The sequence below is a fragment of the Providencia sp. PROV208 genome (assembly GCF_028479465.1).
GTDB classification, from domain to species: domain Bacteria; phylum Pseudomonadota; class Gammaproteobacteria; order Enterobacterales; family Enterobacteriaceae; genus Providencia; species Providencia alcalifaciens.
This window is the reverse complement of the sequence record NZ_JAMPNS010000003.1, coordinates 36,130-57,293: the sequence shown is the minus strand read 5'-3', so window position 1 is coordinate 57,293 and position 21,164 is coordinate 36,130. Positions and strand designations below refer to the sequence as shown.

The following is a 21,164-nucleotide window of genomic DNA, read 5'->3' as shown; positions in this document are numbered from 1 at the left end:
AATCGGTCAAATGATATGGATAGACTCAAAGCGGTTCAGGTGTTTATTACCATCGTAGAGCAAGGGAGCCTCAGCGGTGCGGCAGATAAACTGGATATGTCACGTGCGATGGTGACGCGCTATCTGGCAGAAATGGAACAGTGGGCGGGAGTTCGCTTACTTAACCGTACCACTCGGCGGCTAAGTTTGACCTCAGCAGGTGAAGGGGTTTATCAACAATCACTACAATTGAATGCTCTCTCGCTCAGTGTACCCGTCGAGCAAAAGCATGATGCTAAAGCGCTAGCAGGGCTTGTGCGTATTAGTTGTTCTCAGTCGATTGCTCAAAGTGCGCTATCTCTTGCGATTTCTGAGTTTTTACAGATTTACCCTAATATGATGATTGATATGCAGATTTCGAATAAATCGGTGAATTTAATCGAGGAGCGTATCGATCTGGCTATCCGCATTACCAATCAGTTAGAACCGAATTTAATTGCCAAGCCGCTATCAACCTGCCATTCCGTAATTTGTGCTTCACCTAAATTTTTGCAAGGCAAACATTTGCCAATAAAACCTGAAGATTTGGTGTTGATGGAATGCTTAACTTACAGCTTTTTTGGGCGCAGCATGTGGCGTTTTGAAAAAGAGGGGGAGGAATCGACCGTATTAGTGGATGGACGTTTAAGTGCCAATGAGTCGGTTTTTTTGATGGAAGCCACGTTGAATGGCGCAGGTATTTCAATGCAACCGTATTATTCTGTAGCTAACTATTTGCAATCGGGGGAGTTGATCCAGCTACTACCTGACTACACACCAATGCCTTTAGGAATTTATGGTGTGTATACCAGCCGCCAGCATATGCCAACGCCATTACGCGCGGTTATCGATTTTCTCGGCAACTGGTTTAAAACATCCCCGCATTGGCTGTCACTGATGTCGCAACGCTGAAGCGAGGTCATGCTCAATTTGAGCAAAGGTACGTTGTAGGTGCTCGGTGAAAATATGAGTGAGCTGCGAAGAAGGGCGATGATTTGGGGTAATTAAGCTCACTGTAAATGGAATTGAAAAACTGAGTGGGCGGATCACCAGCTTGCCTGAGGATTGCTGATAAAAATCTAACGCGGTGAGAGGGTTAACGATGGAGACGCCAATCCCTTTCAGTGTCATGGCACAAATCGAGGAGGCAGAATGGGTTTCCATCACCATTTTTCGCTCTACTTGGTGTTCGGCAAAGGTGGTATCAATTAATTGCCGATAGCTATCTGTTAACGAGAGGCTAATAAAGCGCTCTTGGTGAAAATCTTGTGGAGTGAGGACTTTTTTTTGCTCAAAAGGATGTCCCGCAGGGAGTACGCACACTTCATTCAATGAACCTAATGTCAGTTGTTCCGTGCCCGGCGGAGTTTGTAAGTGCTCAGTTAGCCCAACATCATAGCGCTGGGCAGATAGCCACTCTTCTAATACGGGGGACTCCTGAGGGATCACCGTTAAGTTCACATCAGGGTAATTTCCCATAAATGTTTGGCACACTTGTGGCAGTAACGATTGGGCGAATGCCGGTAAGCAGGCAATAGAAATTTGGGCGTGTTCAAAGCGACGAATAGTCTCTGCCGAATTGCGAATGCGTTCTAGACCATAATAAGAGTGTTCGACTTCTTCATGAAAACGCAAGCCTTGCGCCGTGGGGTGCAGGCGACCTTTGACCCTATCGAATAATTTAAATTGTAATAAATGCTCGAGTCTCGCCAGTTCTCGGCTGATGGTTGGCTGAGAGGTATTTAGCAATGAAGCCGCTTCCGTGAGGTTGGGCGTGGTCATTACCGCACGAAAAATTTCAATATGTCGCCAAGAAATAGCCTGCATGATTGCTCCTCTCGTATTTATATATCAGATATGAATAGACTCTAGCAAAAAGGATATTTTTTTTCCCGTCTTATTCGTCTAATAATCGAACTTACTATAATAAAACTTGCCAACGAGGTTCCGATGACCACATTCGCCAACACCACCAGCCAGTATTTAACCCCTGAACATTTACGTACACTGCCTGCGCAGTTTGGTACGCCAGTCTGGGTGTATGATAGTGAAGTGATTATTGACCGTATTGGGCAATTAAAAGTGTTCGATACCGTCCGTTTTGCTCAAAAAGCTTGTTCCAACATTCATATTTTGCGTTTGATGCGTGAGCAGGGCGTGAAAGTGGATTCGGTGTCATTGGGTGAAATTGAGCGTGCATTAGTGGCGGGCTTTCAGCCGGGTCGTGAAAAATCGGAAATCGTGTTTACGGCGGATGTGCTCGATCCAGCTACGTTGCTGAAAGTGACAGAGTTAGATATTCCGGTGAATGTGGGCTCTATCGATATGCTGCAACAGATTGGTGAGCATAAAGCCGGCCACCCCGTTTGGCTGCGTATTAATCCGGGTTTTGGGCATGGTCATAGCCAAAAAACTAATACGGGTGGAGAGAACAGCAAGCACGGAATTTGGCATCAAGATTTACCGGAAGCATTAGCGAAAATCCAGCAGTACAACCTAAAGTTAGTGGGCATTCACATGCACATTGGCTCCGGTGTTGACTACCAGCATCTTGCCAATGTGTGTGATTCTATGGTGGAGCTGGTGATGTCTGCGGGCGTGGATATTGAGGCTATTTCGGCGGGTGGTGGTTTATCAACGCCTTATCGTGAGCATGATGAAATCATTGATGTTCAACATTATTACAGCTTGTGGGATAACGCTCGCCAGCGTATTGAGCAGCATCTAGGTCATCACATTGAATTAGAAATTGAACCGGGGCGCTATTTAGTTGCAGAGTCGGGTGTTTTACTGGCACAAGTGCGCGCGGTTAAGGATATGGGTAGCCGCCACTATGTGTTAGTTGATAGCGGTTTTAATGATTTAATGCGCCCTGCGATGTATGGCAGTTATCACCATATTTCGGTATTGCCAGCAGACGGCAGCAGCGTTGGCCATCAGCCATTAAAAGAAACAATTATTGCAGGACCACTTTGCGAGTCGGGTGATGTATTTACTCAGCTAGAAGGTGGAATGGTGGAAACGCGCTTATTGCCAGATGTAAAAGTTGGCGATTATTTAGTATTTCATGATACTGGAGCTTATGGTGCATCGATGTCTTCTAACTATAATAGCCGCCCATTGCTGCCAGAAGTGTTGTTCGTTGACGGTAAGCCTACATTAATTCGTCGTCGTCAAACTATTCAAGAGTTACTAGCCTTAGAACTGTAAATTAATTTTGAATACTTAATATTGGCTTTTTAATATCGATAAAAGACTCTGCTAGCAGGGTCTTTTTTATGATTTAAATAACTCATTTAGGGGATTTTCTATTTTATAAATAAATGTAAGGTTTAACCTCTTTTATTCACATATTCGGCGAAGAGATGAAATTAATTCTATTTTTAACGTTATTAATTATTCAAGGCTGTCATTCTAATGATAAGGAACATACTGATTTAGCGACAAAAGCATACTTTCTTTTAGTTACTCTAATGAGTATAGACAATATGACCCCAAATTATTATCTAACACTCCTCCTCCCAGAACACAAATTGATTATAACTATTTGAGATTACAGTCAAGTAAAGGTGACTCAAATAGTAGCTTGTTACTTTTTCATCTTTTCTATATTAGTTCAAACTGTAACTTTGTTGATTTAAATAATGTTGAACCGACTAAGAGATGCCTTAGAGCTATCGACTATTTAAATAAATCCATAGATCAAAATCCAGATAATAGCCTCGCATTATATGAAATGGCTGTTTTACATCATCGTGGTATTGGCTTTTCAGTAAGTAGAAAAAACGCTATTAAATATTTAGAGAAAGTTATTAATAAAGGAGGTAAAGACAGTGATTTAGCCTGTGAATATATTGGTTATATTTATTATTTTAATGATGATGGTGAAGGGAAGGATATTGAGAAAATGAAATATTATTTTGATTTGGGGGCCAAAAAAGGTGGGAAGATTTGCCTAAAAAACCTTAAAGATACAATGGAGTTATCACGTTAGTCTTACAATTAAAGGAAAATATATCATGCATGACGAACTACTAACCAAAATTAACAAGGGAGCCATTGGCTCCCTTGTTGTTTTTAGTACGGTGACAATTTTTAGCGCGTTAGATTAATTATGCCGCTTTTTTCTTTTTCGACTGAGATTCATCCTCTGACTCAGTGTGTGGCTTTTTTGATGGAATCACACCTAAATCGTCGAAATCAAATTCGTCGACATTAATCGTACGTAAGCGGCTGGCTTCGGCTTTACGTAAAATGTCGGCTTCTTCTTGGGTGATAATGTTTTCTGGCAACATTTGATCAGCTAACTTATCCAAACGCGTGAAGCTGAATTTACGCTCTTTTAAGCGGCAGATACGTTCGAAAATTGGCTCTGCGGCAATAATGTCATAGAGCGCTTGGTTTACTAAACCGTGAGGGTTATTGGCAACCGGTGTTAAGAACTGTCCACGTCCAATTCTATCGCGCGTTTCAGATGGTTCCATAATCAATTGTGCCAGCTTGTGATCCAGTCTATCGGATGGCATTGACATGGCACGACCTGTCGGGAACAACACTATGCGTAATGCACCTGCGATAAAGCGATTCGGGAAGTTCTTCAGTAAATCATCCATCGCTTTTTCAGATTGATACAGACAATCTTCAACCGCCCATCTCACCAGAGGTAAATCGGCTTTTTGACGGCCTTCATCTTCATAACGTTTTAACGTAGCTGATGCGAGGTACAGATGGCTCAGAATGTCACCAAGACGTGCAGATATGCGCTCACGACGTTTTAAACTGCCACCTAAAACACCCATGGAAACATCAGAGAGTAGGGCTAAGTTAGCACTATGACGGTTAAGCATTTGATAGTAACGGCGGGTTTCATCTTTGGTTGGTGTGCTGCTGCCACGACCATTGGTTAAACCTAGCCAGAAACTACGGCATTTGTTACTGATCACATGACCAATATGACCGAATACCGCTTTATCAAATTTGTGCAGGTTGTTATCTTGAGCCGCAGCCATCTCTTCGAGAACATATGGATGGCAACGAATTGCACCTTGTCCAAAGATGATCATACTGCGAGTGAGAATATTCGCCCCTTCTACCGTAATCGCGATTGGGGCACCTTGGTATGATCTGGCGACGAAGTTAGAGTCACCTAAACAGATACCTTTACCACCAGTGATGTCCATCGCATCAATAATGGAGCGTTGACCTCGGTGGGTACAGTGATATTTAACAATGGCTGAAAGTACCGCGGGTTTCTCGCCTAACATGATACCGGAAGTAATTAATGTTGCTGCCGCATCCATCAGGTAAGCGTTACCAGCAATGCGTGCTAACGGTTCTTCGATACCTTCCATTTTCCCGATAGGAAGTTTGAATTGGCGGCGAATGTAGGCATAAGCACCTGTTGCCATTGCCACGCTCTTCAGGCTGCCTGTAGAGTTAGATGGCAGGGTGATACCGCGTCCAACAGACAGACACTCCACTAGCATTCTCCAACCTTGCCCCGCCATTTGTGGACCACCGATAATGTAATCGATAGGAACGAAAATATCTTTACCGCGGGTTGGACCATTCATGAAGGGTACGTTCAGAGGGAAATGGCGATGACCAATTTCGACGCCTGGCGTGTTTGTTGGGATCAAGGCACAGGTGATACCGAGATTTTTCTCTCCACCCAGTAACTTATCGGGATCCGTTAATTTAAAGGCGAGCCCTAATACTGTCGCAATAGGTGCTAGGGTGATGTAACGCTTGTTCCATGTTAAGCGCATCCCTAAAACTTGCTCACCTTGCCATTCGCCCATGCAGACAACACCTGCATCAGGGATAGCACCTGCATCTGAACCTGCTTCTGGGCTTGTTAGTGCAAAGCATGGGATCTCTTCACCAGTAGCTAAGCCTGGTAAATAACGTTTTTTCTGCTCATCAGTCCCATAATGTTGCAGTAATTCACCAGGACCTAAAGAGTTCGGTACGCCGACAGTGATAGCGAGAATACCGGATACCCCTGCCAACTTTTGTAAAACTTGAGATTGTGCGTAAGCAGAGAACTCTAATCCGCCATACTCTTTTTTGATGATCATGGCGAAGAAACGGTGGTCACGCAGATATTGCCAAACTTCTGGCGGTAAATCAGCGAGTTCATGAGTGACTTCAAAGTCATTCACCATGCCGCAAACTGTTTCTACTGGACCATCAATAAACGCTTGTTCTTCAGCGGTTAATTGCGGTTTTGGGTAGTTGTGAAGCTTGTTCCAATTTGGTGCGCCGCGAAATAGGTCACCTTCCCACCAAGTAGTTCCTGCATCAATCGCTTCTTTTTCAGTGCGAGACATGGGTGGCATTACTTTTTGGAACATTGCCATCGCTTTTGATGAAAAGAGAGATTGACGAATTGGTGTGATGACAAATGGGAGTAAAACAAGAGCGACTGGGAGTAGCATCCAATAGCTCCAAATATTGGCTGCACCCATTGCTGCAGTGTAAGCAAGTAATACAATTGTGCTCAGAACGAGAGAGCTTTTGTGGTAGCTCAACACGCCGATTAACGCAATAAATAAAACAATACTGAGAAGGATCATAGTGAAACTCCTGTCTACTTGTAAGAGGTCTGACCTGTTTGTTTTATTAATCTATATCCGGTAATAAACAATTAGCAAGGTGTTTACATCTTAATTACAACTTGGCTCACAAAATCATCAGTTAGTTTTGAGAAGAAACAATATTGGGAAATTTAACGAGGTTGATAAGTCGATAGAGAAAAGCGCACTGATGGAGATTTCGCCAACGATACCCCATACGATACAATCAGCAGTAGAAACAAAATGTACCCTGTGCAACAATCGGTAAATCAAAGATAAATTACCTATAAAAGGGTAATTATCTCCATCAAGAATTCGTGAAAATTAAGGGGAAACTCATGTACCAAGACTTGATCCGTGGTGAGCTGAATGAAGCAGCAGATACATTATCAAAATTTTTAAGTGATGATGCTAATCTGCAAGCGATTGAGAAAGCTGCGGTATTGCTGGCAGATTCTTTCAAAGCTGGTGGTAAAGTTATTTCTTGCGGCAACGGTGGCTCCCACTGTGATGCGATGCATTTTGCTGAAGAGTTGACGGGGCGTTACCGTGAAAACCGCCCAGGTTACCCTGCAATTGCCATTTCTGATGTTAGCCATTTATCTTGTGTAAGTAACGATTTTGGTTATGAGTTTGTATTCTCTCGCTTTGTTGAAGCAGTCGGGCAAAAAGGCGATGTTCTGCTGGGTATTTCAACATCAGGTAATTCTGGCAACATTATCAAAGCCATTGAAGCTGCTCGTGCGAAAGGCATGAAAGTGATTACCCTGACTGGGAAAGATGGTGGAAAAATGGCGGGAAGCGCAGATGTAGAGATTCGCGTTCCACACTTTGGTTATGCAGATCGCATTCAAGAGATTCACATCAAAGTGATCCATATTTTGATTCAGTTAATTGAAAAAGAGATGGTGAAATAACCATTTTTAGTTCTAGGAGACTTTAAATGTGCGAGTTGCTTGGCATGAGTGCCAATGTACCAACAGATATTACGTTTAGCCTAAGTGGGCTGATTTCCCGAGGTGGACAAACAGGCCCACACAAAGATGGGTGGGGGATCACTTTTTACGAAGGTTTAGGCTGTCGCACATTTAAAGATCCTCAACCCAGTTTTGTCTCTCCTGTCGCACGCTTTGTGCAAGAATACCCGATAAAGTCAGAAAGTATTGTTGCGCATATTCGTCAAGCGAACCGAGGGGATGTGTCTCTGGTTAATACCCATCCGTTTACGCGGGAATTATGGGGGCGAAATTGGACTTATGCGCATAACGGTCAATTGAAAGGTTTTCGATCATTAAAAACAGGTCACTATCGCCCAATTGGGGAGACGGACAGTGAATGGGCATTTTGTTGGATTTTGCATCAATTGAATCAGAAATACCCAAGAAAACCAAGAAATTGGCAAGCTGTTTTTCGTTTTATTGGTACTTTAGCGCAGCAACTGCGTGAAAAAGGTGTTTTCAATATGCTGCTGTCTGATGGGCAGTATTTGATGGCATTTAGTTCGACTAAATTGCATTGGATTACCCGAAGAGCGCCATTTGGTAAAGCAAAATTACTGGATCAAGACATCGAGATTGATTTCCAACAATGCACAACGCCAAGTGATATTGTTTCGGTGATTGCCACGGCACCACTAACAGGTAATGAGACGTGGCAAAAAATCGAACCCGGTGAATTTGTGCTATTCCACCGTGGTCAACGCATACTGTGACTTAGATCCCAATAACTTAGAGGGTGTTTCTGGCATGCTGTTAACATGATATTTACCTAATGTTACTGATATTTCAGCAGGGTTGCCAGTTCGCTCAAAATAGTCATAAGCGGGTTGAAGTTGTTTCCAAAAGGCGTAATGCGCCGAGTTGCGGTAGCGCAGCATGTTCATTTTTGTCATTCGGAATGGATAAATGCTGACATCAATGGCGGGTTGACCATTTTGAAGTGCTTGTTCCACGATTTGATAAATCTCACCCATGGACTTATCTGTCATTGCATAGCACCCGACAGAGACACAGCTACCATGTATCATCAGATAGTTGCCTGAGTATCCCTGCGTTTTATCAAATTCATTAGGAAAGCCAAGATTAATAGATCGGTAATATCGACTATTCGGATTGAGCTGTGAGTGTGTAATTTGATAAAAGCCCTCTGGACTTTTTAAGTCACCTTCCATCTTTTTGGGACCCAGTCCGCCAGAAAACTTACAAATAGGGTAGGTTTTGACTAATTTATACTTTCCTACAGCCGTTTTTTGGTAGAGCTCAAGCACGCCTTCTTGCTTAAATATTTGAATAAATATCGATGAATCAGGCTGAGTTGCTGGCTTATTATTAAGGGATAATAATACATCTTCTTTTTGTGCATAAGAAGAACATGCAAATGTGATGAGTAAATATACACCGATAGTTTTACTTATATGCATAATTAAGCCGAATAATGAAAAATAACCTGATTAAAAATGGACCAAATTCAACATATTTTAGACGAATGGAACAAAATTTAATATATCAAGTTAATAATTTTCTAATGAATCATTATTGATTAGAAATTAGTCGACACTCGATAAATGTGAGCCAATATGTAGGTTTTTACGAGTTGTTACAACAATATTTTAAATTTTATTGCGATTTGCTTGAACTAGGTCACTTCTATAACCGGACAGAGGGCGAGGGAACTGATAAAATTGACGTCGGCAGAAGAAGATAAAGTGTAGCAATATTGTTAGATTTACTGACTCAAGCAGCGAAAGCAACTTGAGTTATTTTTATTATTGAGTCGCTATCATTCATTGCTGAATCGTTAGCTTAGGGTTTAACTGATAAACTTGTGCAGATCTTATGATTAAAATTAAAAAAGGCCTTAACCTTCCCATCGCAGGTGAGCCAGCCCAAGTGATAGAAGACGGCCCGAAAATTCAACACGTAGCAGTGCTAGGTGAAGAATATGTCGGAATGCGTCCTTCGATGCTGGTTAAAGAAGGTGAGCGTGTAAAAAAAGGGCAGATTCTTTTTGAAGATAAAAAGAATCCTGGCGTGGTATTTACTAGCCCAGCTGGTGGCAAGATTATTGCCATACACCGCGGTGAGCGTCGTGTACTTCAGTCCGTTGTTATCGAAGTTGATGGTGACGAACAAGAGACTTTCGAGTCTTATTCCACAGAGCAACTTCCATCACTGACGAAAGAGCAGGTTGAACAAAATCTTTTAAGATCCGGTTTATGGACTGCTTTAAGAACGCGCCCATTTAGTCGTTCTCCAGAGCCAGGTTCATCCCCAGTAGCGATTTTTGTGACTGCAATTGATACAAATCCTCTTGCTGCTGATCCTTCTATTATCATTGGTGAAAATGCGCAAGCCTTTAATGACGGTCTCATCGTTTTGAGCCGACTCACGGAAGGCAAGGTGCATGTTTGTCATGGTGCAGGCGAATTGCCAAAGCAAGCTGCTAATACGCAAATCACATATACCCAATTTTCAGGACCGCACCCAGCGGGTCTGGCAGGGACTCACATTCATTTCCTTGAGCCTGTTAGCATTCGTAGAAAAGTGTGGAGCCTTAATTACCAAGATGTGATTGCTATCGGTAAATTATTTACCACGGGTCACCTTTATACTGACCGCGTTGTTTCTGTTGCAGGTCCACAAGTTGAGAAACCTCGCTTGTTGCGTACCCGTCTTGGCGCAGATATCTACGAACTGACTAAAGGTCAACTTAAAACAGGTGAAAACCGTTTAATTTCCGGCTCTGTATTGTGGGGGGTGACCTGTGATGATGCTCATCACTACCTCGGTCGTTTCCATAATCAAATCTCTGTTTTAGCGGAAGGTCGCGATAAAGAGTTATTTGGATGGATTATGCCTGGTGTGAATAAATTCACGATTACGCGTACCACCATCGGACATTTTCTGAAGAACAAACGCTTTAATTTCACGACGACGATGAACGGCGGTGAGCGTTCAATGGTGCCAATTGGTAACTATGAACGCGTGATGCCACTCGACATTATGATCACTCACTTACTGCGTGATTTACTTGCGGGTGATACCGATACGTCTCAGGAACTGGGTTGTCTGGAACTCGATGAAGAAGACTTGGGTCTGTGCACCTATGTGTGTCCAGCTAAGTATGAATATGGTCCAGTACTGCGTGATGTTCTGACCAAGATTGAGCTAGAAGGGTAATTCCATGGGTCTGAAAAATTTATTTGAAAAATATGAGCACCAATTTGAACCCGGTGGAAAATTAGCAAAATTCTATCCATTGTATGAAGCGGTTGTAACAGTCTTCTATACGCCGGGCACAGTAACAAAAGGTCGCTCACACGTACGCGATACTATCGACCTCAAGCGCATGATGATTTTAGTCTGGCTTGCGGTTTTCCCAGCGATGTTCTGGGGTATGTATAACGTCGGTAACCAAGCGATTCCCGCGCTGCATCATTTGTACAGTGGCGCTGAACTACAGCAGGTTTTAGCGAGTGATTGGCATTATTCTCTTGCGCAGTTATTAGGTGCATCGTTAACACCTGATGCTGGCTGGGGCAGCAAAATGCTGCTAGGGGCTGTTTACTTCCTACCAATTTACTTAGTGGTCTTTTTGGTTGGTGGTTTCTGGGAAGTGTTGTTTGCCATGATCCGTGGTCATGAAATCAACGAAGGCTTCTTCATTTCATCAATCTTATTTGCGCTGATTGTTCCGCCTACCATTCCATTATGGCAAGCGGCGCTCGGTATCACCTTCGGTGTGGTTGTCGCAAAAGAGATTTTCGGTGGTACAGGTCGTAACTTCCTTAACCCTGCGCTAGCGGGTCGTGCATTCCTCTTCTTTGCTTATCCTGCACAAATTTCAGGTGATTTAGTCTGGACTGCTGCGGATGGTTTTTCTGGTGCAACGCCTCTGTCCCAATGGGCGACTGGTGGTGCGAGTTCACTGGTGAACACAGTGACTGGCGAGCCAATCACTTGGATGCAAGCTTTCTTAGGGAATATGCCTGGTTCAATTGGTGAAGTTTCTACCTTGATGATCTTCATTGGTGGTGCATTTATCATCTTCTTCCGTATCGCCTCTTGGCGCATCGTGGCAGGTGTGATGCTGGGTATGATTGCGATGTCCTACCTGTTTAACTTTATCGGTTCAGACACCAATCCACTGTTTGCAATGCCATGGTGGTGGCATATGGTCTTAGGTGGCTTTGCCTTCGGTATGATCTTTATGGCGACAGACCCGGTTTCTGCCTCCTTTACTGATAAAGGCAAGTGGGCTTATGGGATTTTGATCGGCGTAATGTGCGTACTTGTTCGGGTTGTGAACCCTGCATATCCTGAAGGGATGATGCTTGCAATCCTGTTCGCCAACCTGTTTGCTCCTCTGTTTGACTATATGGTCGTTCAAGCAAATATTAAACGGAGAAAAGCCCGTGGCTAATGATAAACCAGTAAATAAAGATGGCGTCGGCAGAACATTTCTCGTCGTTTTCATTCTCTGCTTAGTGTGTTCCGTCGTTGTTGCCGGTGCTGCGGTTGGTCTGAAACCTCAGCAGCAAGAACAAATAATGCTAGATACTCAGCGTAATATTTTGAGTGTTGCAGGTCTGCTGCAACCAAAAATGAGCGCAGAAGAAATTCAAAAAGTGTATGGCGAACGTATTGAACCGAAGCTACTGAACTTCAAAACGAATGAGTTATCTGACAGCGTCAGTCGTTATGATTTAAATAGCGAGCTGCGTAGCGAAGAGAGCAGCATCGCACTTTCACCCGCAGAAGATATTGCCAAGATTCGTCGTCGTGCCAATAGTGCCGAAATTTATCTGGTTAAAGATGAACAAGGGAAAGTCACTCAAGTGATTCTGCCAGTTTACGGCTCTGGTTTATGGTCGGTGATGTATGCCTTTATTGCGGTGGATATTGATGGCGTAACCTCGCGTGGTATTACTTACTATGCACATGGTGAAACACCGGGTCTGGGTGGTGAAGTTGACAACCCTCAATGGAAAGCACAGTGGCCAGGTAAAAAACTGTTCAATGAGCAGGGTGTACCTGCAATCAAGATCGTGCGTGGTGGTGCCACCGATAGCCCATATGGTATCGATGGTCTTTCAGGTGCAACGCTGACGTCAAACGGTATCCAACATATGTTTGATTTTTGGTTGGGTGATAACGGTTTTGGTCCGTTCCTGAAAAAAGTTCGTGAAGGAGCGCTGAATAATGGCTGATTCAAAAGAAGTAAAACGCGTCCTACTTGGACCTTTGTTTGATAATAACCCGATTGCATTACAGGTTTTGGGTGTGTGCTCTGCATTAGCGGTTACCACAAAACTGGAAACTGCACTGGTTATGACTATTGCAGTAACGTTAGTTACCGCATTCTCTAACTTTTTTATCTCATTAATTAGAAATTATATACCGAGCAGTGTTCGTATTATTGTTCAAATGGCCATTATCGCTTCATTAGTGATTGTGGTTGACCAAATTTTACGTGCCTATGCCTATGAAATTTCGAAACAACTTTCGGTATTTGTTGGCTTGATTATCACCAACTGTATCGTGATGGGGCGTGCTGAAGCGTATGCAATGAAAGCGCCGCCAATCGAAAGTTTTATGGATGGTATCGGTAACGGTCTTGGTTACGGTGTGATTCTGGTTCTGGTTGGCTTCCTTCGCGAGCTCTTTGGTTCCGGAAAACTGTTTGGTATCACGGTATTTGAATCACTGCAAAATGGTGGTTGGTACATGCCAAATGGCTTATTCCTGTTAGCGCCAAGTGCATTCTTTATCATCGGTATGCTGATTTGGGGTCTACGGACTCTGAAACCAGCTCAGATAGAGAAGGATTAAGAGCATGGAACATTATATTAGCTTGTTTGTAAAAGCCATTTTCATCGAAAACATGGCGTTAGCTTTCTTCTTAGGGATGTGTACATTCCTTGCAGTATCGAAGAACGTAAAAACTGCCTTTGGGCTGGGTATTGCAGTAACGGTGGTACTTGGTATCTCCGTTCCAGCGAATAACTTAGTGTACAACTTGGTTTTACGTGACGGTGCGTTAGTTGAAGGCGTGGACCTATCCTTCCTGAACTTCATTACCTTTATCGGTGTCATCGCGGCATTGGTTCAAATTCTGGAAATGATTTTAGATCGTTACTTCCCATCATTGTATAACGCGTTAGGGATCTTCTTGCCGTTGATCACCGTAAACTGCGCAATTTTTGGTGGTGTTTCTTTCATGGCTCAGCGTGACTACAACTTTACTGAATCCATCGTGTATGGCTTTGGTTCTGGTATTGGTTGGATGTTAGCGATTGTCTTAATGGCAGCGATTCGTGAAAAAATGAAGTATTCAGATATTCCTGCGGGTCTAAAAGGGTTAGGCATCACCTTTGTTACGACCGGTTTGATGGCATTGGGCTTTATGTCCTTCTCCGGTGTGCAGCTATAAAGGCGAGAAGAATTCATGGATATTATTATTCTAGGCGTAGTTATGTTCACCCTGATTGTCTTGGCGCTGACAGGTTTAATCCTGTTTGCAAAGTCCAAGTTAGTCAATACAGGGAACATTAAAATTGAAGTTAACGGTGATCCTGATAAGAGTTTCGATGCTCCAGCAGGTGACAAGCTGTTAGGTATGTTAGCTAACCAAGGTATCTTTGTTTCTTCTGCCTGTGGCGGCGGTGGTTCATGTGGTCAGTGTCGCGTGAAAATCAAAGAGGGTGGTGGAGACATTCTGCCAACTGAGTTATCTCATATCAACAAGCGTGAAGCGAAAGAAGGTTGCCGTTTAGCGTGTCAGGTTAACGTAAAACAAGACCTGAAAATTGAATTGCCAGAAGAAATTTTCGGCGTGAAAAAATGGGAATGCGAAGTTATTTCTAATGATAACAAAGCAACTTTCATTAAAGAGCTGAAGTTAAAAATTCCAAACGGTGAAGTGGTTCCCTTCCGTGCTGGCGGCTATATTCAAATTGAATGTCCGCCTCATGTTGTGAAGTACTCAGACTTCGATGTTCCTGAAGAGTATCGTGAAGATTGGGATAAATTTAATCTGTTCCGCTATGTTTCTGATGTCAAAGAGCAAACTGTACGTGCTTACTCAATGGCAAACTATCCAGAAGAGCGCGGTATTATTATGCTGAACGTGCGTATTGCAACGCCACCTCCGCGTAATCCAGATGTACCGCCAGGTATTATGTCATCTTACATCTGGTCATTGAAACCAGGTGATAAAGTCACTATCTCTGGACCATTTGGTGAGTTCTTTGCGAAAGAAACGGATGCTGAGATGATCTTTATCGGCGGTGGTGCGGGTATGGCGCCTATGCGCTCCCACATTTTTGACCAATTACGTCGTTTAGATACTAAGCGTAAGATCAGTTTCTGGTATGGTGCACGTTCGAAACGTGAAATGTTCTATACAGAGGATTTTGATCAATTAGCTGCGGAACATGACAACTTTACATGGAATGTTGCACTTTCTGACGCTTTGCCAGAAGATAATTGGGACGGTTACACAGGATTTATTCATAATGTCTTGTATGAAAACTACCTCAAAGATCATCCTGCACCAGAAGATTGTGAGTTCTACATGTGTGGACCTCCAGTGATGAACGCTGCAGTCATCAAGATGTTAAAAGACCTTGGTGTTGAGGACGAAAATATCTTGCTGGATGATTTTGGTGGCTGATTAGTTGCTTTAAATTATCGGTTAAGCGCCCAAAATACTGGGCGCTTATTGACTAAAAAGAGGAAAAAAGGATTTTTTTCCTCTTTTTGGTTGTAAACTAGGGAGCGCCGAATAGGCGCTCCTATTTTAAACGTGAGTATTCTCTAGATTTGTGAATGTTGAGTTTGTTAGACGTCTCAGCACCTACTCTTTCTCTAGTGGGCGCTTACAATTAACGCTGAGAAATTTTTATGCTAAACAGAAAAGTATTGACTCCAGTGCTGCTATTCGCAGCGACGCTCCTTCTTGCCGCATGTGGTGGACCTGAACAAAAGAACCTTCAGGGGCAAACCATGGGAACCTATTATTCTGTTAAGTTCGTGACAGACTCATCAGAGCCTTCTTCAGAAGCTATTCAAGCTGAAATTGACAAACGCTTGGAAGAGGTCAACGACCAAATGTCAACCTATCGCCCTGGCTCTGAATTAAGTCGTTTTAATCAATCCAATGAGGTGAATGAACCATTCCCAGTGTCAGCGGCGACAGCAAAGGTCGTCAGCAAGGCAATTGAAATAAACAAGCTTACTGATGGTAGTTTAGACGTCACAGTCGGACCGCTGGTTAATTTGTGGGGGTTTGGGCCTGAAGGTCGAGTGACTAAAGCACCTACTGACGAAGAGTTAGAAAAGCGCCGTGCATGGATCGGTATCGATAAACTCTCTGTTCAAGGTAATAACCTAATTAAGACAATCCCTGAACTGTATGTTGATTTATCCTCTATCGCTAAAGGGTATGGCGTTGATGTGGTTGCTGAATATTTGGAGTCCATCAATATCAATGATTATATGGTTGATATTGGTGGTGAAGTCCGTACCAAAGGGAAAAATGGAAAAGATGCACCGTGGCGTATTGCGATTGAAAAACCGGCAACTGACGGTGTGAGCCAAACGGCACAAGAGATCATTGAACCTGGTGATTTATCGATTGCCACTTCGGGGGATTATCGTAACTATTTTGAACAAAATGGCGTGCATTTTTCTCATACCATCGATCCAAAAACAGGTAAGCCTATTTCCCATAATTTAGTTTCAATCACAGTATTAGCCGAAGACTGTATGACAGCGGATGGTTTATCGACAGGGTTAAATGTGATGGGACCAGAAGCAGGTTTAGCCTTAGCAGAAAAAATGAATGTGCCTGTTTTTATGATTATTAAGACAGATAAAGGTTTCGAAGAGCGTTACACTAAAGCATTCGAACCATTTTTACAGAAAAAACAGTAAAAGGAGGAAAACGAAATGTTGAATGTTTTTCTTGCAGCCTTTGCTTTATTTTTGTTGGCATTTTTAGGTATGTCTCTTGGGTATATCATCAAGCGTAAAAGTATCCAAGGTAGCTGTGGCGGTTTGAGTAGTATCGGGGTAGAAAAAGTGTGTGACTGTCCCGAACCATGTGATGCACGTAAAAAGCGCATGGCGCGTGAAGAAGCCCGCAAAAAAATGTTAGAGAAAAACCGCATTTTGTGATTTTAAACTGTAATAAATACAAACCTTAGTCATTGATTGATGGCTAAGGTTTTTTATTTTTAATTGAAATTAAATTGGGTTCATTTTTTTTGCGCATGAATTAAATCTAGGATAAGAAACGTGCATTTCTTTTTTATTCCCATCGAAGCTGATCATGATATGACTATATTCAGCTTTATTTGCATTACACGTTAGGAAATCGCCGCTACTCCATTTTATACCGTCACTCGTCGTTATGTTTCCAATCCATTCACTTTTCCCTGTCGAGGAATACGAGATGTTAAATATATCATTGAGAGTTTTATTATTAGATAAATTGTATGTGACAAAGGCATTATCATATTCACTCTCGTTACTTTTATAAATTATTTCAACTTTCTTGATAGTTTCATTCCATTTGTTTTCAATTGATATCGTGCCTTTTGAAATAGACATATTACCTCTTGCTCATGTTTTTATTTGGTATGACATTGTAGCTAGATGTTGAGGATTCAAATTTTCCTCAAAATGAGTTTGGCAGTATCGTATTGAAATGTAATTAATATTTAATATCATGTATTAATGAAAAGAAATGAAATATGAGGGACATTTATAATAAAGATAAGCTACTTAAATTAAATGAGAGGCTATTGAATAAAAGTAGCCTAATAGTTTTAATGTTATTTTTTGAAGGCTTTTGGTGAATCGACCATCACTGCATCCACGCCAATTTCTTTAGCAAATTGGTAGTCATCTTGATTATTGACACCAAACACGATGATATAGGCGTTGCCATTTTTTCTAAAACAGTCGATGGCTTCTTTATCCCACGATAAGGTGGCAGGGGAGCGAGCTTCCCCAAGCGTGTATTTCTCAACAATTTCAACTTTGCGACGTAATTCAAAGCCGTACCAGCGCGTGGTAGATTTGTCATTCTCAATAGAACATTTGTGGTCCATGACACTATTTGCCAGCATAGTGCGTGTTTCATCGCGGCTTTCAAATAACTGTAATTGAGTTGAAAGTGGTTTCAGGGCTTTCAAAAAAGCATCATTGGTGGAATAAAAGCGAACTTGGCTAAATGCATTGGTTTTGTTTAGTAATGCCAGAATAGCGAGAGCTTGATTATTCGGATCTGCATCAGGCGATTTTAAATCGATATAAAAAACGGTATCAGGGTATTTTTTTAACACCTCTTCTAGCGTCACGATGGTGGTCTGTGTCGCAGGCAATTGTTGATTGTGTTTCTGATTAAATTTGTAAGCCGCATTGATTTGGTTTAACTGATTTGCGGTGTAACCTGAAATGAATCCACTTTTATCGGTTAACGCGTCTAAGTCACTCGGGCGGTAAAGGACTAATTGGTTGTCTTTACTGAGCTGCACAGTGAGCCAAATCGCATCAACCTTATTGCTTTTAGCTTGCTCAATGGCATAAAGGGTGTTTTCTGGTGCATCAGCCGTACCTGCACGGTGTGCAACAATATGTGGTGTTAAGGAGAAAGCGGATTGACTAGCCAAAAGTAGTAAGCCTATCGCGACAGACTTTTTGAAGACTGATGTTGATATAATTTGCATTTGTATAATCCATAATGATAGTAAATTCAATGCACTAACATGAAGTTAATTGAATGGTTGTTTTAATATTTTCAGGCTGTGTTGTAAGTAGTTTGCCTATGAATTAGGAGTAACTTTCCGTTTTTTCGTGCTTTTACAGTGTCTCAGAAATACGTTTCAATCAGATGAATAAGTTGCGTGGCTAATAAAACAACTGTATATTTATTCAGTAATCATTGGTTGGAGCGTCTATCATGCGTAAAATTATTCATATTGATATGGATTGCTTTTTTGCAGCGATAGAAATGCGTGACGACCCGAGTTTACGTAATGTTCCTCTTGCAGTCGGAGGTAGTGCGGACAGACGTGGTGTGTTGAGCACCGCGAATTATGAAGCGAGGCGTTATGGGGTGCACAGTGCGATGTCGACAGCTCTGGCATTAAAGCTTTGTCCTCACCTTAAGGTGGTCCCCGGTCGTATGGCTGTCTATAAGGATGTGTCTAACCATATTCGGCAAATATTCGCTCGCTATACGGATCTTATTGAGCCGCTCTCTCTGGATGAAGCTTACTTAGATGTTACGGATTGCCAGCAACTTCATGGTTCAGCCACATTAATTGCAGAGGCTATCCGCCAGCAAATTTTCGATGAGTTACAGTTAACGGCTTCTGCGGGTATTGCACCGATTAAATTTCTCGCAAAAATTGCGTCTGATATGAATAAACCCAATGGGCAGTTTGTGATCACTCCGCAAGAACTGCCCACATTTGTTGCCTCCCTTCCATTAAAAAAAATTCCTGGTGTCGGTAAGGTGACGGCGCAAAAGCTCGCAGATATGGGGTTGCTGACCTGTGCAGATGTGCAGAAATATGACATGTTGGCACTGATAAAAAGCATGGGGAAATTTGGTCAGGCGCTGTGGGAGCGTTGCCATGGTATTGATGAACGAGCGGTGAATCCTGAGCGTTTACGTAAGTCAGTCGGGGTTGAGCGTACGCTAGCGAAAGATATTCATCAATGGGAGGATTGCTTGCCGTTACTTGATACGCTGTACGATGAACTGCATTTTCGTTTAGAGAAAGTAAAGCCGGATTTACGTATTGCTCGCCAAGGCGTGAAGCTAAAATTTGATGATTTCCAACAAACTACACAAGAACATGTCTATCCGACGATAAATAAACAGGACTTAATTCAGCTAGCAAAACAGGCTTGGGAAAATCGTAGAGCAGGGCGCGGTGTCAGATTGGTTGGGTTACATGTGACGTTGCAAAATCCACAAATTGAAAGGCAGCTTTCATTATTTTTATAGAGTAAAAACATAGGGTCATAAACCGTAGCTTATGACCCTGATATTTATAACATTGATAATCCAATGTTGAATTAGTTTTTAACTGGAATCGCTTTCAAGATAGCGGTTAATAATGTCCAGTATTGACCTACGCTTTCGATATGAACGCGTTCATCTGGTGAGTGAGCACCGCGAATCGTTGGTCCAATTGATACCATGTCCATTAATGGGTAAGGTTTTTTGAACAGACCGCATTCAAGACCCGCATGGATAACCATGATATTTGGAATTTTACCAAACAGTTTTTGGTAAGTGTCGCTAACAATATGCATGACTGGTGAGTCTGCATCTGGCTGCCAACCTGGATATCCACCTTCAGCACGGTATTGAGCTTTCGCCAGTTTAGTCAGTGAAGTCAGCATGTTCACAACGTAGTTTTTACCAGAGTCGATTAGTGAGCGGATTAAGAAGATCACTTCGGCTTTGTCTTCTGTCATGTTGACAACGCCTTCATTCAATGAAGTCTCAACAACGCCTTTCACGACATCGCTCATACGGATTACGCCGCTTGGTGCCGCGTTCAGGAAGAAAACTAAACGTTGTTGGCAATCATCTGTCAGCGCTTTTAGGTCACTTGACGTTTCATCTAACAGTAAGACTAAATTAGGTTCAACAGCCGCGAGTTCATTTTTCAGAATGCCTTCATAGCGTGCTCTTAATGCAGTGAGTTCAGCGACTTTGTCGGCAGGTACTGCAATGGTTGCATGACCTTCGCGTGGAATTGCATTACGCAGGGTACCGCCTGTGAATTCCAACAGTTTTAAGCCTAAATCTTCAGCATGACCCGCTAAGAAACGAGCTAATAATTTGTTTGCATTACCTAAACCTAAGTGTATGTCACCACCAGAGTGACCACCTTTTAGACCTTTCAGAGTCATAATAAAGGTTTTATAACCTTGCGGTAATGCTTCGCGAGTTAAATCAAAGGTCGCGGTGAAATCAATACCGCCAGCACAACCCATGTAAATTTCGCCTTCTTCTTCTGAGTCTGTGTTGATCAGAATATCTGCTTGTAACCAGTTTGGTTGTAAGCCGAAAGCGCCATCCATACCTGTTTCTTCGGTCATAGTCAGCAAGACTTCTAATGGACCGTGTTCAACACTTTCATCAGCTAATACAGCTAATGCAGATGCCATACCAATACCGTTATCTGCACCTAATGTTGTGCCTTCCGCGGTTACCCACTCACCATTAATATAAGGACGGATAGGGTCTTTCGTGAAATCGTGCTCTGTGTCGTTATTTTTTTGCGGCACCATATCTAAGTGAGCTTGCAGTACGACAGGTTTGCGGTTTTCATAACCCGCAGTTGCTGGTTTACGGATTAAAATATTACCAACTTGGTCGCGTTCAACGTGAAAACCTTTTCCTTTAGACCATTCCATGATGTGAGCGGCTAAAGCTTCTTCGTGTTTTGATGGATGCGGAATGGAGCAGATTTTTGCGAAAATATCCCACAGTGGTTGTGGTTTTAGCGTTGATAATTGTGACACGTTCTTCTCCTTG

General features: G+C 42.5%; 20 protein-coding genes. 14 read left to right on the top strand and 6 right to left on the bottom strand.

The annotated features are described in order from the left end of the window. Positions 1-15: 15 nt before the first annotated feature. A complete protein-coding gene (locus PR766_RS02055; protein ID WP_006662637.1) occupies positions 16-930 on the top strand; it encodes a LysR family transcriptional regulator in 915 nt (304 codons plus the stop codon). On the opposite strand, the gene PR766_RS02050 is transcribed toward PR766_RS02055, so the two are convergent. Beyond that, positions 910-1,845: a LysR family transcriptional regulator gene (locus tag PR766_RS02050; protein WP_036962643.1), complete on the bottom strand. Its 936-nt coding sequence runs from the start codon at positions 1,843-1,845 to the stop codon at positions 910-912. The two genes, PR766_RS02055 and PR766_RS02050, sit on opposite strands and share 21 nt — an antisense overlap. Before the next feature lie 123 nt (positions 1,846-1,968). Between PR766_RS02050 and lysA the strand changes: the two genes are divergently transcribed. Both lysA and PR766_RS02040 read left to right on the top strand, forming a co-directional pair. After that, on the top strand, positions 1,969-3,228 hold the full coding sequence (gene lysA / locus PR766_RS02045) for a diaminopimelate decarboxylase (protein ID WP_154636357.1): 1,260 nt from the start codon (positions 1,969-1,971) through the stop codon (positions 3,226-3,228). A gap of 337 nt (positions 3,229-3,565) precedes the next feature. Beyond that, on the top strand, positions 3,566-4,012 hold the full coding sequence (locus tag PR766_RS02040) for a sel1 repeat family protein (RefSeq protein ID WP_230086835.1): 447 nt from the start codon (positions 3,566-3,568) through the stop codon (positions 4,010-4,012). Between the two features lie 118 nt (positions 4,013-4,130). Here the strand turns inward: PR766_RS02040 and fadE are convergent, their stop codons facing one another. Further along, a complete protein-coding gene (fadE, locus tag PR766_RS02035) occupies positions 4,131-6,596 on the bottom strand; it encodes an acyl-CoA dehydrogenase FadE (protein ID WP_006662633.1) in 2,466 nt (821 codons plus the stop codon). A 338-nt stretch (positions 6,597-6,934) separates the two neighbouring features. Between fadE and lpcA the strand changes: the two genes are divergently transcribed. Beyond that, complete coding sequence (gene lpcA, locus PR766_RS02030; RefSeq protein WP_006662632.1) at positions 6,935-7,513, top strand: D-sedoheptulose 7-phosphate isomerase; 579 nt, start codon at positions 6,935-6,937, stop codon at positions 7,511-7,513. 26 nt (positions 7,514-7,539) lie between these two features. Next, entirely contained in the window at positions 7,540-8,307 is a 768-nt protein-coding gene (locus PR766_RS02025; RefSeq protein ID WP_006657390.1) for a class II glutamine amidotransferase, read from the top strand. On the opposite strand, the gene PR766_RS02020 is transcribed toward PR766_RS02025, so the two are convergent. Beyond that, the gene (locus PR766_RS02020; protein WP_154636358.1) at positions 8,278-9,015 is read right to left on the bottom strand and encodes a L,D-transpeptidase family protein; all 738 of its coding nucleotides are present in this window, start codon (positions 9,013-9,015) and stop codon (positions 8,278-8,280) included. The genes PR766_RS02025 and PR766_RS02020 overlap by 30 nt on opposite strands. A gap of 415 nt (positions 9,016-9,430) precedes the next feature. On the opposite strand from PR766_RS02020, the gene PR766_RS02015 reads away from it, so the two are divergent. The 8 genes from PR766_RS02015 to nqrM all read left to right on the top strand — a co-directional run bounded on the left by PR766_RS02015 (position 9,431) and on the right by nqrM (position 16,774). After that, a complete protein-coding gene (locus PR766_RS02015; protein ID WP_154636359.1) occupies positions 9,431-10,774 on the top strand; it encodes a Na(+)-translocating NADH-quinone reductase subunit A in 1,344 nt (447 codons plus the stop codon). A gap of 4 nt (positions 10,775-10,778) precedes the next feature. After that, on the top strand, positions 10,779-12,017 hold the full coding sequence (locus PR766_RS02010; protein WP_036962636.1) for an NADH:ubiquinone reductase (Na(+)-transporting) subunit B: 1,239 nt from the start codon (positions 10,779-10,781) through the stop codon (positions 12,015-12,017). Next, on the top strand, positions 12,010-12,804 hold the full coding sequence (locus tag PR766_RS02005; protein WP_006657394.1) for a Na(+)-translocating NADH-quinone reductase subunit C: 795 nt from the start codon (positions 12,010-12,012) through the stop codon (positions 12,802-12,804). Before PR766_RS02010 ends, PR766_RS02005 begins: the two co-directional genes overlap by 8 nt. Further along, positions 12,797-13,426, top strand: a complete 630-nt coding sequence (locus PR766_RS02000; protein WP_006657395.1) for an NADH:ubiquinone reductase (Na(+)-transporting) subunit D — start codon at positions 12,797-12,799, stop codon at positions 13,424-13,426. The genes PR766_RS02005 and PR766_RS02000 overlap by 8 nt, the downstream gene beginning before the upstream one ends. Before the next feature lie 4 nt (positions 13,427-13,430). Next, complete coding sequence (gene nqrE, locus PR766_RS01995) at positions 13,431-14,027, top strand: NADH:ubiquinone reductase (Na(+)-transporting) subunit E (RefSeq protein WP_006657396.1); 597 nt, start codon at positions 13,431-13,433, stop codon at positions 14,025-14,027. A gap of 15 nt (positions 14,028-14,042) precedes the next feature. Further along, a complete protein-coding gene (gene nqrF, locus PR766_RS01990; RefSeq protein WP_006657397.1) occupies positions 14,043-15,269 on the top strand; it encodes an NADH:ubiquinone reductase (Na(+)-transporting) subunit F in 1,227 nt (408 codons plus the stop codon). A 230-nt stretch (positions 15,270-15,499) separates the two neighbouring features. Next, positions 15,500-16,531 carry an FAD:protein FMN transferase gene (locus PR766_RS01985; protein ID WP_006657398.1) on the top strand — a complete coding sequence of 344 codons (1,032 nt, stop codon included), beginning with the start codon at positions 15,500-15,502 and terminating at the stop codon, positions 16,529-16,531. 15 nt (positions 16,532-16,546) lie between these two features. Then, on the top strand, positions 16,547-16,774 hold the full coding sequence (gene nqrM / locus PR766_RS01980; RefSeq protein WP_006657399.1) for a (Na+)-NQR maturation NqrM: 228 nt from the start codon (positions 16,547-16,549) through the stop codon (positions 16,772-16,774). Between the two features lie 69 nt (positions 16,775-16,843). Here the strand turns inward: nqrM and PR766_RS01975 are convergent, their stop codons facing one another. Together PR766_RS01975 and PR766_RS01970 are read right to left on the bottom strand one after the other, a co-directional pair. Continuing rightward, the gene (locus PR766_RS01975) at positions 16,844-17,209 is read right to left on the bottom strand and encodes a hypothetical protein (protein ID WP_036962634.1); all 366 of its coding nucleotides are present in this window, start codon (positions 17,207-17,209) and stop codon (positions 16,844-16,846) included. A 224-nt stretch (positions 17,210-17,433) separates the two neighbouring features. Then, complete coding sequence (locus PR766_RS01970; RefSeq protein ID WP_154636360.1) at positions 17,434-18,330, bottom strand: glycerophosphodiester phosphodiesterase family protein; 897 nt, start codon at positions 18,328-18,330, stop codon at positions 17,434-17,436. Positions 18,331-18,563: 233 nt separating this feature from the next. Between PR766_RS01970 and dinB the strand changes: the two genes are divergently transcribed. Next, positions 18,564-19,619 carry a DNA polymerase IV gene (gene dinB / locus PR766_RS01965; protein WP_036962630.1) on the top strand — a complete coding sequence of 352 codons (1,056 nt, stop codon included), beginning with the start codon at positions 18,564-18,566 and terminating at the stop codon, positions 19,617-19,619. Positions 19,620-19,690: 71 nt separating this feature from the next. Here the strand turns inward: dinB and pepD are convergent, their stop codons facing one another. Continuing rightward, on the bottom strand, positions 19,691-21,151 hold the full coding sequence (pepD, locus tag PR766_RS01960; protein WP_036962628.1) for a beta-Ala-His dipeptidase: 1,461 nt from the start codon (positions 21,149-21,151) through the stop codon (positions 19,691-19,693). Between the last annotated feature and the right edge of the window lie 13 nt (positions 21,152-21,164).